At 66.0% G+C, this 14,376-nt stretch carries 9 protein-coding genes and 2 tRNA genes; 7 read left to right on the top strand and 4 right to left on the bottom strand.

Annotated features, from left to right (window positions below; genetic code table 11):
• The first annotated feature begins 93 nt into the window (after window positions 1-93).
• From clpP to LMA02_RS09745, 6 genes are all read left to right on the top strand, one after another.
• Window positions 94-747, top strand: coding sequence for an ATP-dependent Clp endopeptidase proteolytic subunit ClpP (gene clpP, locus LMA02_RS09770; protein WP_006496351.1), 654 nt, complete (start codon window positions 94-96; stop codon window positions 745-747).
• A 165-nt stretch (window positions 748-912) separates the two neighbouring features.
• The gene (gene clpX / locus LMA02_RS09765) at window positions 913-2,184 is read left to right on the top strand and encodes an ATP-dependent Clp protease ATP-binding subunit ClpX (protein WP_006754177.1); all 1,272 of its coding nucleotides are present in this window, start codon (window positions 913-915) and stop codon (window positions 2,182-2,184) included.
• Between the two features lie 197 nt (window positions 2,185-2,381).
• Window positions 2,382-4,805 (top strand): endopeptidase La, encoded by a 2,424-nt coding sequence (gene lon, locus LMA02_RS09760; RefSeq protein WP_006754178.1) that lies wholly within the window; start codon window positions 2,382-2,384, stop codon window positions 4,803-4,805.
• 216 nt (window positions 4,806-5,021) lie between these two features.
• Window positions 5,022-5,097, top strand: a tRNA-Val gene (locus LMA02_RS09755).
• Between the two features lie 23 nt (window positions 5,098-5,120).
• Window positions 5,121-5,197 (top strand) — tRNA-Asp (locus LMA02_RS09750).
• Between the two features lie 137 nt (window positions 5,198-5,334).
• Entirely contained in the window at window positions 5,335-7,269 is a 1,935-nt protein-coding gene (locus tag LMA02_RS09745; protein WP_228904584.1) for a SurA N-terminal domain-containing protein, read from the top strand.
• 90 nt (window positions 7,270-7,359) lie between these two features.
• On the opposite strand, the gene LMA02_RS09740 is transcribed toward LMA02_RS09745, so the two are convergent.
• Window positions 7,360-8,037 (bottom strand): arylesterase, encoded by a 678-nt coding sequence (locus tag LMA02_RS09740; RefSeq protein ID WP_228904582.1) that lies wholly within the window; start codon window positions 8,035-8,037, stop codon window positions 7,360-7,362.
• On the opposite strand from LMA02_RS09740, the gene LMA02_RS09735 reads away from it, so the two are divergent.
• The gene (locus tag LMA02_RS09735; RefSeq protein WP_011657158.1) at window positions 8,036-8,737 is read left to right on the top strand and encodes an ABC transporter ATP-binding protein; all 702 of its coding nucleotides are present in this window, start codon (window positions 8,036-8,038) and stop codon (window positions 8,735-8,737) included. The two genes, LMA02_RS09740 and LMA02_RS09735, sit on opposite strands and share 2 nt — an antisense overlap.
• Window positions 8,738-8,812: 75 nt before the next feature.
• Here the strand turns inward: LMA02_RS09735 and pgi are convergent, their stop codons facing one another.
• From pgi to LMA02_RS09720, 3 genes are all read right to left on the bottom strand, one after another.
• On the bottom strand, window positions 8,813-10,435 hold the full coding sequence (gene pgi, locus LMA02_RS09730; RefSeq protein ID WP_228904580.1) for a glucose-6-phosphate isomerase: 1,623 nt from the start codon (window positions 10,433-10,435) through the stop codon (window positions 8,813-8,815).
• Window positions 10,436-10,546: 111 nt separating this feature from the next.
• Complete coding sequence (locus LMA02_RS09725) at window positions 10,547-12,091, bottom strand: NAD(P)H-hydrate dehydratase (RefSeq protein ID WP_228904578.1); 1,545 nt, start codon at window positions 12,089-12,091, stop codon at window positions 10,547-10,549.
• Between the two features lie 52 nt (window positions 12,092-12,143).
• Window positions 12,144-13,448, bottom strand: a complete 1,305-nt coding sequence (locus tag LMA02_RS09720; protein ID WP_228904576.1) for an FAD-dependent oxidoreductase — start codon at window positions 13,446-13,448, stop codon at window positions 12,144-12,146.
• Window positions 13,449-14,376: the final 928 nt, after the last annotated feature.

The raw sequence follows: 14,376 nt of genomic DNA, 5'->3' as shown, positions 1-14,376 counted from the left end.
CGTTTTTACGTCAAGCGCACGGTTGCCATTAATATGGCGATTGAGCGGGCGGCTTCCTTCCGTTCAATTTTCCATTCGAACAAGGTTCATTGAATGATCACTCGCGCTGAATTGCTGGACATGCTTGCTTCGAACGCGCCGCAGGGTTTCGAGGCGCAAGCGCTGGGGCTGGTGCCGATCGTCGTCGAAACGAGCGGCCGCGGCGAGCGTTCGTACGATATTTATTCGCGTCTCCTGAAGGAGCGTCTGGTGTTCATGGTCGGCGAAGTGAACGACCAGACCGCCAACCTCGTGGTCGCGCAATTGCTGTTCCTCGAGAGCGAGAATCCCGACAAGGACATCAGCCTCTACATCAACAGCCCGGGCGGCTCGGTGTCGGCCGGCATGGCGATCTACGACACGATGCAGTTCATCAAGCCGGACGTGTCGACCCTCTGCATGGGCCTCGCGGCCAGCATGGGCGCGTTCCTGCTCGCATCGGGCGCGAAGGGCAAGCGTTTCGCGCTGCCGAACTCGCGCGTGATGATTCACCAGCCGCTCGGCGGCGCACGCGGCCAGGCATCCGACATCGAGATCCAGGCGCGCGAAATCCTCTACCTGAAGGAACGGCTGAACAACCTGCTCGCGCAACATACGGGCCAGGACGTCGAGCGCATCGCGCGCGACACCGACCGTGATAACTTCATGTCGAGCGAGGACGCGAAGGCGTACGGGCTGATCGACCAGGTGCTGCTGAAGCGCCCCTGAATTTAAGTGGGGTGCCGCCCCGATTCGGGCGGCGCCCCCTGCAACGTCCCGAGTGCCTTGAGCATCTGCGGCAAGCGCATCCAGCCGGCTCCGGTCGCGCCCTAGGCGCGGCGTTCGGAGCATTCGGCGTATCATGTCATTTACCTGTCCGGAGGCTCTACATTCATGGCGGACAAAAAAGGTTCGAACAGCGAGAAGCTGTTGTATTGCTCGTTCTGCGGAAAGAGCCAGCATGAGGTGAAGAAACTCATTGCCGGCCCGTCGGTATTCATCTGCGATGAATGCATCGACCTCTGCAACGAGATCATTCGCGACGAGGCGGCTGCCGCCGGCGTCGAGGCCAGCCTGTCCCGGTCGGATCTGCCGAGCCCGCAGGAAATTCGCGACATCCTCGATCAGTACGTGATCGGGCAGGAGCGCGCGAAGAAGATCCTCGCGGTGGCCGTGTACAACCACTACAAGCGCCTGAAGCATCTCGACAAGAAGGACGACGTCGAGCTGTCGAAGAGCAACATCCTGCTGATCGGCCCGACGGGCTCCGGCAAGACGCTGCTCGCGCAGACGCTCGCGCGGTTGCTGAACGTGCCGTTCGTGATCGCCGATGCGACGACGCTGACCGAAGCCGGCTACGTCGGCGAGGACGTCGAGAACATCATCCAGAAGCTGTTGCAGAACTGCAACTACGAGGTCGACAAGGCCCAGCGCGGGATCGTCTACATCGACGAAATCGACAAGATCAGCCGCAAGTCGGACAACCCGTCGATCACGCGCGACGTGTCGGGCGAGGGCGTCCAGCAGGCACTGCTGAAGCTCGTCGAAGGCACGATGGCGTCGGTGCCGCCGCAGGGTGGCCGCAAGCATCCGAACCAGGATTTCATCCAGGTCGACACGACCAACATCCTGTTCATTTGCGGCGGCGCGTTCGACGGTCTCGAGAAGGTGATCACCGATCGCACGGAAAAGACGGGCATCGGCTTTGGCGCGACGGTCAAGAGCAAGCAGGAACGCGACGCGGGCGAAGTGCTGCGCGAGACGGAACCGGAAGACCTGATCAAATTCGGTCTGATCCCCGAATTGATCGGCCGCCTGCCGGTGGTCGCGACGCTCGGCAAGCTCGATGAAGCCGCACTGATGAAGATCCTCGTCGAGCCGAAGAACGCGCTCGTCAAGCAGTATCACAAGCTGTTCGCGATGGAGCGCGTCGAGCTGGAAATCCGGCCGGGCGCGTTGCAGGCAGTCGCCCGCAAGGCGATCCGCCGCAAGACCGGCGCGCGCGGCTTGCGTTCGATCATCGAACAGGCATTGCTCGACGTGATGTACGAGCTGCCGGCGATGAAAGGGGTCAGCAAGGTCATCATCGACGAGAACGTGATCGATGGCGACGGCAAACCCCTGCTGATCTATGAGGACACGCCGAAAGTGGCGGGTTCGAACTGACCGGCTTGCCGACGATGTTCTGCGAAAAAGGCCGTTCATGAGTCCGTGGGCGGCTTTTTTTCGTTTATCTTGTGGGTAACTCTGACTCGACACGCGGTGGTTACTTTCTTACCGAATATTTCCCGCACTTGAAGGCTTGCAATTCGTTGTGGCGGCCTCAATTACCGAACAATTGATTCCACTCATGGGGAAATGAAATGTCAGGCACCCAACTTCTCCCGCCGGAACGCATCACGCTCCCGCTGCTGCCGCTGCGGGACGTCGTCGTTTTCCCGCACATGGTGATCCCGCTCTTCGTGGGCCGGCCGAAATCGATCAAGGCCCTCGAAGCAGCGATGGAAGGCGGCAAGCACATCATGCTCGTCGCCCAGAAAACCGCGGCCAAGGACGAACCGACCGAAAAGGACATGTACGAGGTCGGTTGTATCGCCAACATCCTGCAGATGCTGAAGCTGCCGGACGGCACCGTGAAGGTGCTCGTCGAGGGCCTGCAGCGTGCGAAGGCGTTGTCGATCGAAGAACAGGAGACGCAGTTCTCCTGCGACGTGATGCCGCTCGAGCCCGATCACGCCGACAGCGCGGAAACGGAAGCGCTGCGCCGCGCGATCGTGTCGCAGTTCGACCAGTACGTGAAGCTGAACAAGAAGATCCCGCCGGAGATTCTCACGTCGCTGTCGGGCATCGATGAAGCCGGTCGCCTCGCGGACATGATCGCCGAGCGTCTGCCGCTGAAGCTCGACCAGAAGCAGCACATCCTCGAGATGTTCCCGGTCATCGAGCGCCTCGAGCACCTGCTCGCGCAGCTCGAAGCCGAGATCGACATCCTGCAGGTCGAAAAGCGCATCCGCGGGCGCGTGAAGCGCCAGATGGAAAAGAGCCAGCGCGAGTACTACCTGAACGAACAGGTCAAGGCGATCCAGAAGGAACTGGGCGAAGGCGAGGAAGGTGCGGATCTCGAGGAACTCGAGAAGCGCATCAACGCCGCGCGCATGCCGAAGGAAGCGAAGAAGAAGGCCGACGCCGAGCTCAAGAAGCTGAAGCTGATGTCGCCGATGTCGGCGGAAGCGACCGTCGTGCGCAACTACATCGACACGCTGATCGGCCTGCCGTGGCGCAAGAAGAGCAAGGTCAACAACGATCTGTCGAACGCCGAGCAGGTGCTCGACGAGGATCACTTCGGCCTCGAGAAGGTGAAGGAACGCATCCTCGAGTACCTCGCGGTGCAACAGCGCGTGGACAAGGTCAAGGCGCCGATCCTGTGCCTCGTCGGGCCTCCGGGCGTCGGCAAGACCTCGCTCGGCCAGTCGATCGCGCGTGCGACGAACCGCAAGTTCGTCCGGATGGCGCTCGGCGGCGTGCGTGACGAAGCCGAGATCCGCGGTCACCGCCGGACGTACATCGGCTCGATGCCGGGCAAGATCCTGCAAAGCCTCGCGAAGGTCGGCGTGCGCAATCCGCTTTTCCTGCTCGACGAAGTCGACAAGATGGGCATGGATTTCCGCGGCGATCCGTCGTCGGCGCTGCTCGAAGTGCTCGATCCGGAACAGAACCACACGTTCGCTGATCACTACATCGAAGTCGACTTCGACCTGTCGGACGTGATGTTCGTCGCGACGTCGAACTCGCTGAACATCCCGCCGCCGCTGCTCGACCGGATGGAAGTGATCCGTCTGTCGGGCTACACGGAAGACGAGAAGGTCAGCATTGCGCAGCGTTACCTGTTGCCGAAGCAGAAGAAGAACAACGGGCTGAAGGACGGCGAGGTCGACGTCACCGAACAGGCGATCCGCGACATCATCCGCTACTACACGCGCGAAGCCGGTGTGCGTTCGCTCGAGCGGGAAGTGTCGAAGATCTGCCGCAAGGTCGTGAAGATGCTGCTGCTGAAGAAGGCATCGGGCGCGATCAAGGTCGATGGCGAGAACCTCGATACGTTCCTCGGCGTGCGCAAGTACGACTTCGGCCTCGCGGCGAAGGAAAACCAGGTCGGTCAGGTGACGGGCCTCGCGTGGACGGAAGTCGGCGGCGACCTGCTGACGATCGAAGCCGCGGTGATGCCGGGCAAGGGCAACGTGATTCGCACGGGTTCGCTCGGCGACGTGATGAAGGAGTCGGTCGAGGCTGCGCGTTCGGTCGTGCGCTCGCGTTCGCGGCGTCTGGGCATCAAGGACGAAGCGTTCGAGAAGCAGGATATCCACATCCACGTGCCGGAAGGTGCGACGCCGAAGGACGGTCCGTCGGCCGGCGGTGCGATGACGACCGCGCTGGTATCGGTGCTGACGGGGATTCCCGTGCGTGCCGATGTCGCGATGACGGGCGAGATCACGCTGCGTGGCGAAGTGCTGCCGATCGGCGGGCTGAAGGAAAAGCTGCTGGCTGCGCATCGCGGCGGCATCAAGCTCGTGCTGATTCCGGAAGAGAACGTGAAGGATCTCGCGGACATTCCGGACAACGTGAAGAACGCGATCGAGATCGTGCCGGTCCGCTGGATCGACAAGGTGCTCGAGCTCGCGCTCGAACGTACGCCGACCCCGCTGCCGCCGGAAGAAGAGGCGAAGGCTGCGGCGCCGGTTGGCGAGGCGGCGAAGGATGCCGGCTCGACGGAAGTCGTCAAGCACTGAGAAGCTGAACACCGTCACTGACGGTTGTTCACGAAACCCGCGGCGTGTCCGCGGGTTTTTTTATGCGCATCGGCATCGCGTGCGTGCGCGTTGAACAATGGGCGTTGAAAAAAATTCTCGTGCGGGCTTGGCAAAATGATCGGGGATGAATTAAACTTGCGGGCTCGCTGGTTGTTGATGCGGAAACGCAGATCGCAGCCAGAACGAATCGGAAACGGGTGCTTAGCTCAGCTGGTAGAGCGGCGCCCTTACAAGGCGTAGGTCGGGGGTTCGAACCCCTCAGCACCCACCAGTTTCCCGATTCAGCCAGACCAAGGAGCGGTAGTTCAGTTGGTTAGAATACCGGCCTGTCACGCCGGGGGTCGCGGGTTCGAGTCCCGTCCGCTCCGCCAGAAAATGAGAAAGCCCGCCTTGTGCGGGCTTTTTCATTTGCATCGCCGGTCGCGCCCGTTCGTTGCGCACCTGCTTTTCTCCCGTGCCACCCCGTATGTTGTAATATCGGACGTTTTGTCCAATTTTCCCGTCACGCATGCTCGATTTCTTCCGTAATCACCAGCGCCTGATGATGGCGCTCCTGCTCCTGATCGTGTTACCGGGGCTGGGTTTCGTCGGGATCCAAGGTTTCCGCGGCTTCTTCGACGACAGCGCGAACGTCGCGGCGATCAACGGACACAAGATCACGCGGGTCGAATTCGACGGCGCGTTCCGCCAGCAGATCGACCAGGCGCGCCAGGCGCTCGGTGGGCAGTTCGACATCAAGGCATTCGACACGCCGGAACATCGCAAGCAGGTCCTCGACGGCCTGATCCAGCAACGCGTGCTGGCCGACGAGACCCAACGTCTGCACCTGACCGCATCCGACAACGCCGTGCGCGACGCGCTGATGAGCGACCCGATGATCGCGTCGCTGAAGAAACCCGACGGTTCGATCGACGTCGAGCGCTATGCCCAGCTGCTGTCGTTCCAGGGGATGACGCCCGAGCAGTACCAGGAGCGCGTGCGCTACAGCCTCGCGCTGCAGCAGATTCCGGCCAGCATCGTGGCGAGCGCATTCACCCCGAAGGGCCCGGCGCAACGCCTGTCGGATCTGGCCGCGCAGCAGCGCGAAGTGCAGGCGCTCGTGCTGAAGACGAGCGACTACGCGGCGAAGGTGCAGCCGACCGACGCGCAGCTCACCGCGTACTATGACGCGCACAAGCAGAGCTTCGCGACGCCGGAAACGGCGACGATCCAGTATCTCGTCTATTCGCCGGCCGCGGCCGCCGCGAGCGCACAGCCGAACGATGCGGACATCAAGAAGTTCTACGACGACAACCCGACGCACTTCCGCTCGGAAGCGCAGGTACGCGTGAGCCACATCTTCATCGCCGCGGCGAGCGACGCGAGCGCTGCCGACAAGGCGGCCGCGAAGGCGAAGGCCGAGCAGCTGCTGGCCGACGTGAAGGCGCATCCGGACCAGTTCGCGCAGATCGCGCAGAAGAACTCGCAGGATGCACCGTCGGCAGCGAAGGGCGGCGATCTCGGCTTCATCACGCGCGGCTCGACGGCGGGCGGCAAGGCGTTCGACGATGCCGCGTTCGCGCTGAAGCAGGGCGACGTCAGCGGTGTCGTGCAGTCGGATCTCGGCTTCCACATCCTGAAGGCGACGGAAGTGAAGCCGTCGGTGGTCAAGCCGTTCGCCGACGTGAAGGACCAGATCGCGGTGCAGTTGAAGCAGCAGTATGCAGCGAAGGCGTTCACGGACAACGCGGAAGGCTTTACGTCGACCGTGTACGAAAAGGCGAAGACGCTGCAGCCGGCCGCCGACAAGTACAAGCTGACGATCCAGACGGCCACGGTCATGCCGACGCCGAATCCGCAACTGCCGCCGACGAGCCCGCTGAACAATCCGAAGTTCCTCGCTGCCGTGTTCGCGAGCGACTCGGTGAAGAGCCAGAACAACACGCAGGCGATCGACGTGGGCAACAACACGCTGATCTCGGCACGCGTGACCGACTACAAGCCGGCTGCCGTGCCGGCGCTCGACACGATCAAGGACGCGGTGCGTCAGAAGGTCGTCGCCGAGCAGGCCGCGGAACTCGCGAAGAAGGACGGCGCGGCGAAGCTGGCCGAGCTGCAGAAGTCGAAATCGGCCGATGGCTTCACGGCCGTGCAGAAGGTGTCGCGCATGCAATCGCAAGGCCTGACGCCGGCGGCGCTGAGCGCCGTCTACAAGGTCGATGCGAAGACGCTGCCGGCCTACGTCGGTGTCGATCTCGGTGCGGACGGCTACGCGATCTATCGCGTGAACGCGGTGATCCCGGGCACGGCCGTCGATCCGCAGCAGCTCGCGGCCGCGCAGCAGCAGATGGCGCAGGTCGAAGCGCAAAGCGAAGGCGAAGCGTATCTCGCCGCGCTGCGCGACCGCTCGAAGGTGAAGCTGTACGGCACCACGCCGAGCCAGTCGCAGGACAGCGGCAACTGAGCGAAGCGCCGTTCACGGTTTCGCACGCAACAACAGAAAGCCCCGCTTCAAGCGGGGCTTTTTGTTTTCCGGCAACGGTGAATCGTCAGGTCAGCCGCGCGGTTTGCCGAGCAGCGGTTTCAGCGCCGGCCAGACGTTGTCGAGCAGGATGCCCTGCGCCTGTTGAGCGGGGTGCATCTGGTCCGACTGGAACATCGCCGGCTTGTTCTCGATGCCGGCCAGCAGGAACGGCACGAGCGGGACGCCGAGTTCCTTCGACAGCCGCGTATAGACCGCATGGAATTTCTGCGTGTAATCGGGCCCGTAGTTGGGCGGCACGTACATGCCGACCAGCACGACCTTCGCGCGCGCTTGCCGCGCATCGGCGATGATGTCACGCAGGTTCTGTTCGGTCGTCGCGAGCGGCACGCCGCGCAGTGCGTCGTTCGACCCGAGTTCGACGACGACGATCGACGGCTTGAGCCGTTGCAGCACCGCGGGCAGCCGTGCGCGGCCGCCGCTCGTGGTGTCGCCGCTGACGCTTGCGTTCGCGACGCTATAATCGATTCGCTCGGTCGCGAGCCGTTGCCGCAGCAGCGCAACCCAGCCGGTGTCGCGCGGCAGTCCGTATTCGGCCGACAGGCTGTCGCCGAGCACGACGAGCGCGGGCCGGCCCTGGCCCGATGTCGGCGCCGCCGTCGCGGCGCGTGCGGGCACGGTTGCTGCGAGCAGCGTACCCAGCAGCGCGGCGAGCGCCGCGCGTCTCTTCCAGTGGAATGTCGTGTCCATGTTCAAGATTACCGATCCGATCATCGAAGTCCAAGACGTATGCAAGCGGGTCGCCGACGCAACGGGCGAGCTGACGATCCTCGACGGCATCACGCTCAGTGTGCGATCCGGCAGCAGCCTCGCGATCGTCGGTGCGTCGGGGTCCGGCAAATCGACGCTGCTCGGCCTGCTTGCGGGGTTGGACAGCGCGACGAGCGGCACGGTTCGCCTGCTCGGTCGCGCGCTCGACCAGCTCGACGAGGACGAGCGCGCCGCGCTGCGCAACGGCGCCGTCGGATTCGTGTTTCAGTCATTCCAGTTGATGCCGCACCTGACGGCGCTCGAGAACGTGATGCTGCCGCTTGAGCTGAGGGGCGGCATCGGTGCGCGCGAAGCGGCCGAGCGGGCCCGCGCGCTGCTCGTGCAGGTCGGTCTAGGCGAGCGCACCGCGCATTATCCGAAGCTGCTGTCCGGTGGCGAACAGCAGCGCGTCGCGCTCGCGCGCGCGTTCGTCACGCACCCGGCGATCCTGTTCGCCGACGAACCCACTGGCAGCCTCGATGCGGCCACGGGCCATGCGGTCATCGACCTGATGTTCGAGCTGAATCGTGCGCACGGCGCGACGCTCGTGCTCGTCACGCACGATGCCGAACTCGCGCGGCGCTGCGCGACGACGGTCACCATCGACGCCGGACGCATCGTCGCGCCGCAGGCGGCGTAGCACGGCGCTGAATGCTTGCGCCGGTCGCACACGGTAAATTGCCGGTGCGACCGGCATGCGCATGACGTTGCCGCGTCAGCGCTTGAGCGCCGCACGCGCGCGCTCGATCAGCGCGGTCGTCGATGAATCGTGCTTCGCGGGATCGACCGACTCGGCCGACAGGTCGGCTTCGACGACCTTGCCGAGAATCTTGCCGAGCTCGACGCCCCACTGGTCGAACGGATTGATGTCCCACACCGTCGCCTGCACCAGCACCTTGTGCTCGTAGAGCGCGATCAGCGCGCCCAGCGTGCGCGGCGTCAGCGCATCCACCAGCAGTGTCGTCGTCGGCCGGTTGCCCGGGAACGTCAGGTGCGGCGCGAGCGCTTCCTTGCCCGGGCCGGCGACCTTGCGCGCTTCGTCGAGCGTGCGGCCGAGCATCAGCGCTTCACTTTGCGCGAAGCAGTTCGCGAGCAGCTTCGGGTGATGGCTCGCGAGCGGATGCTCGGGCGTCAGCACCGCGATGAAGTCGATCGGCACGATCGTCGGGCCCTGGTGCAGCATCTGGAAGAACGCGTGCTGGCCGTTGGTGCCCGGCTCGCCCCACGTGACGGCCGACGTCGGATAGTCGACGAACGTGCCGTCCAGGCGCGCGGACTTGCCGTTGCTTTCCATTTCGAGCTGCTGCAGGTACGACGGCAGGTAGTGCAGCGCTTCCGAATACGGCGCGACGAGATAGCTCTGCGAGCCGAAGAAGTTGCGGTACCAGATGCCGATCAGGCCGAGCAGCACCGGCAGGTTGCGCTCGAGCGGCGCTTGGCGGAAATGGCGGTCCATGTCGTTCGCGCCGGCGAGCAGTTCATCGAACTGCTCGGGCCCGATCGCGATCATGATCGACAGGCCGACCGCCGACCACAGTGAATAGCGGCCGCCGACCCAGTCCCACATTTCGAACACGTTGGCCGCGTCGATGCCGAACTTCACGACTTCGGCCGGGTTCGCCGACACGCCGACGAAGTGCTTCGCGAGGGAGGCCTCGGGGCAGCCGCGCGCGACGAACCAGTCGCGCAGCGAGCGGGCGTTCGTCATCGTCTCGAGCGTCGTGAAGGTCTTCGACACGATGATCGCGAGCGTTTCCTCCGGGTCGACCTGTTCGAGCACGCGCGCGAGATCGGCGCCGTCGACGTTCGACACGAAGTGGGTCGAGATGTCCGGGCTCGCGACGTGATGCAGCGCATGCGTGACCATCTTCGGTCCGAGATCCGAGCCGCCGATGCCGATGTTGATCACGTGGCGGATGCGCTTGCCGGTGTAGCCGGTCCACGCGCCGCTGCGCACGGCGCGTGCGAAGGTCGCCATCTTCGCGCGCTCGGCACTGATCTGCGCATGGAACGGCGCGTGCGGGTCGGTCGCGCGCAATGCCGTGTGCAGCGCGGCGCGGCCTTCCGTTGGGTTGACGATCTCGCCGGCGAACATCGCGTCGCGGCGCGCTTCGACGCCCGCTTCGCGGGCCAGTTGCACGAGCAGGCGCAGCGTGTCGTCGTTGATGCGGTTCTTCGACAAGTCGGCCGCAAGGCCGCCGCCGGGGATCGTGAAGCGTTCGGCACGAGTCGGCGCGCGGTCGTTTTCCGGCGCGAACCAGTCGCGCAGGCGCGCATGGCGGATTTGTTCGAAGTGGGATTGAAGGGCAGTCCAGGCGGGGAGCGAATTCAGCGTCATGGCGGTTCGAGTGAAGCGTGAATCGGGAGGAATGCCGCGCCGGCTCATCGGGATCGGAAGGCCGGCGGACGAGAGGACCCGCCGTGCGGCGGGGCACTCAGTATAGCGGCGTTATATGTCGGCGCGCGGCGACGGGTAAAAAAGGCGATTGATCAGCGTGCGCACCATCGGCGCGAGTTCGCCCGCGACGAGGCCGGCCGGGCCGTTGCCGTCCGCGGTCAGCGTGTCGGCCGCGAGGCCGTGCAGATACACGCCCGCGAGCGCGGCTTCGTACGGCGCGACGCGCTGCGCGAGCAGCGCGCCGATCAGGCCGCCGAGCACGTCGCCGGTGCCGCCGGTCGCGAGCGCGGCATTGCCGGTCGGGTTGATCGTCAGGCGGCCGTCGGGCGCCGCAATCACCGTGCCCGAACCCTTCAGCACGACGATGCTCGCGTAGCGCGCGGCGAGCGCCTGAGCCGCGGCCAGCCGATCGTGCTGCACCGTCGCGGTATCGCTGCCGAGCAGCCGGGCCGCCTCGAGCGGATGCGGCGTCAGCACGCACGCGAGGCCGCGCGTGCCGCGGGCGGCAATGGCAGTCGCGAGCTCGGCGTGGGTCGCGACGAGGTTCAGCGCGTCGGCGTCGAGCAGCGTCACGGCGTCGTGCGCGAGCACGTCACGCACGAGGGTTGCCGCGGCCTCGCGCGTGCCGAGGCCGCAGCCTGCCGCGATCGCGGACATCGCATCGAGGTCGAGGCCGTCCGCGGGATGCAGCATCAGCTCCGGAAAAGGCGGGTCGTACGGCGGCGCGCCGGCGCCGAGGAAGCCGACATGCACCTTGCCAGCACCCGCGAACAGCGCGGCACGCGCGGCGAGGATCGGCGCGCCGCACATGCCGGTATCGCCGCCGAGAACCGCCAGGCTGCCGAACGTGCCCTTGTGCGACGCGAACGCGCGGGCGGGCAGCGCGGCGGCGAACCGGGCCGGCGCATTCAGCACGACGGCCGGCGCGGCGGGTGGTGCGACGTCGAGCGACGCGATGTCGATCTTGCCGGCGAGATCGCGGCCGTCGCCCGTGTAAAGGCCCGGCTTCGCGCCGATGAAGGTGAGTGTATGTGTCGCGGCGACGGCGACGCCCGCGCCGACGATCCGGCCGGTGTCGCTGTCCAGTCCGCTCGGCACGTCGAGCGCGAGCACGCGGCCGCCGTTTCGTGTGTGCGCGGCGATGCGCGCGGCCTGTGCGGCGAACGGGCCGTCGAGTGCGCGGCCGAGGCCGATGCCGAACAGTCCGTCGACGACCCACGCGTAATCGTCCAGCGATGCAGGTGGTTCGGTCGACAGCGGCACGCCGGCCGCGCGCGCGAGGCCGAGCGCCCATTGCGCATCGTCCGGCTTGACCTCCAACGGCATCCACGCCTGCGTGGCGACGCCGAGCTGTTGCAACTGCGCGGCGGCCACCAGCGCGTCGCCGCCGTTGTTGCCGGGGCCGACCGCGAACCAGACCGGGAGTTCGTCGCCGGCGACCCGTTCGGACAGCCAGCGCGCGGCGGCGGTGCCCGCGCGGCCCATCAGCGTGTGCGGCGGCAGTTCGGCGGTTGCGGCGGCCTCGGCCGCGCGCAGGTCGGCGACGCGCAGCAGCGCAAGCGGGGCGGAGTCGGGAAGCGGGCGGGCATTCGTCATCGCGGGGTCATGGCGGCGGGGAGGGAGCCGCCCCGGGACGGGCCCGCGGCGGTCAGGTCGTGAAGCGCGCGGCGCTCAGCGCGGCGAGCGTGTCGGCCGGCCACTGCTGCGTGTCGCCGCCCACGCAGTCGGTCACCACTTTAGCAGACCCGCACGCGAGGCCCCAGCCGGCCGGACCGTGGCCGAAATTGACGAACACGCGCGGATGTGGGGTCGGACCGACGACCGGCAGGCCGTCCGGCGACAGCAACTGCGTGCCTTGCCAGGACAGCGCGGCGGAAATCTTCGCGGCGCCCGGCACCCAGTCGTGGACGGCTTGGCCAAGCAGCGCGAGCGCCGCCTCGGACAACGGCTCGGGGAGCGGCTTCGCGGTGTCGGCGAGGCTCTGCAGCACGGCGCCGCCGCCGATGCGCAACCGCTGGTGGGTGCGCGTGATCGAGATCCGCTTGATCGAATCGACGACGCTCAGGTGCGGCGCATGTTCTTCGTACGCGACCGGCGCGGTCAGCGTATGGGCGCGAACCGGATGCAGCGGCAGCCGCCAGCCGAGTCGCTCCAGCAGCGGCAGGCTGCCGGCGCCGGCGGCGACCACGATCGCGTCGGCCGAAATCACGTCGACCTCGTGCGCCTTTGCCGCGTGCCGGCCGCCGGCTGGCGGCGCGAGCTCGACCGCGGCGCGGCCGGTGTCGATGCGGATCGCGGCGACGTCCGCGCCGAAGCGAAACTGCACGCCGTGCTCGTCGAGCGTCTGTTTGACCAGCTTCGCGAACAGCGGGCAGTTGCCGGTGCGCTCGGCCTCCAGCAGCACGCCGCCGGCGAAGCCGGGCTCGGCCGGCACCGACGGCTCGAGTGCCGCGCATTCGTCGGCGGTGAGCACCCGGTATGGCTGGTCGAGCGTGCGCAGCAGGTCGAGCGCCGGCTGCAGCGCTTCCCAGTCGCGCGTGTCGCGCACGACGTGCAGGATCCCCGGTTTCTGCTCGAATTCGAGCTGGAAGCGCGCCTCGATGTCGGCGAGCGACTCGCGCGACGCGTCGACCAGCGGGCGCAGCCGCGCGTACTGCGCGACGAATGCGTCGGGCTCGCGCAGCGCCGCGAGCTGCTTGACGAAGCGGCGTACGCCGCCGTTCAAGCCCGGCTTGTACACGATGCCGGTGTCGCGCGGCTGGCGCTCGCGCATGAAGGTCGGGCCGAACCAGACGTCGAGCGGGCTCGGCAGCAGCGTGCCGCCGTCGCCGTAGGTCGCGCCTTGCGCGACGGTCGCGTGGCGCTCGACCACGCACACCCGATGGCCGGCCGCGCGCAGCTGGTAGGCGGTGGCGACGCCGCTGAGTCCGCCGCCGATGACGATGACATCCATGGATTGCTTCGATGACGGGCGGCGCGCACGCCGCCCGGTGAGAATTCGCTGACGGGCCCCGGCCCGGTGAACCGGGAATGATAGCGCCAAAATCGCGCGAACCGGCGCCACGCGAGCCCATCCGATTCCGCCATCGTGCGGCCGCCGGCTGCCGCGGCCGGGCACGCCGGCCCGGCGGGCGGCTGCGCGGGTGGCTGGGCGCGGGGGATTGCGGCGGATTGCGGCGCACCGTCGCGGTGCGCGACGGGTCCCGATCGGCCGGTCTGGGACGACCGAGTTCCGGGTATAATTACGGCCTTCGTGCGACACGCACGCTCGTGTCCGTTAGCTCACGTTACGAGCATCGACTGCGGTACCAGCCAAGTTCCTACGGGAAGGCGGCATTTCTAGTAGCTGAGTGTGTGGTTTAACGACTACACCCCACATTTGTGAAGCGTGAAGCGGCCGATTTTGGTCGTCTGAACGCATTGTATTGACCTGACTACCATCAGGTTCCGCCCAGTCAGCGGCTTCATCTCCGCCGACAGGGTGGAGTGTCGTATGCAATTCCCAGGGCCGCTCGCGGTTCGGGTTTCGCAGCTTGATACGAGCGAAAGCTCGGTGTGTCATTGTTCAATCTCTCCGCAGTTGGGGAGATAGAGAACCTGTTGTACGACCAGCAGTAGCCTAGGGAGACATGCGTCACTGGTAACGGTGGGGTTTGAAGCTCTCCTGACAATGAAGCCCCCGGACGTTTCGGGTACGTGGAGATCGTGAGATCCCCACGTAGAGATTCGGAGCAGCAATCGGATCGAGGAGCTAGGCTGACTGGCAGGGTCAACGTAAGTGAACTGCTGATAAACCTCGTAATAATTGTGGTGCCAAAGCTGCTGTTAGGCATCGACCAAAAGGTGCGCGGTCGGATAACCCGCTGAAGGTTCGGGTTACG

The organism is Burkholderia sp. B21-005, from assembly GCF_020843965.1.
In the GTDB taxonomy this organism is placed as follows: domain Bacteria; phylum Pseudomonadota; class Gammaproteobacteria; order Burkholderiales; family Burkholderiaceae; genus Burkholderia; species Burkholderia ambifaria.
The sequence above is the reverse complement of the archived record's forward strand: the minus strand, read 5'-3'. Positions and strand labels throughout refer to the sequence as shown.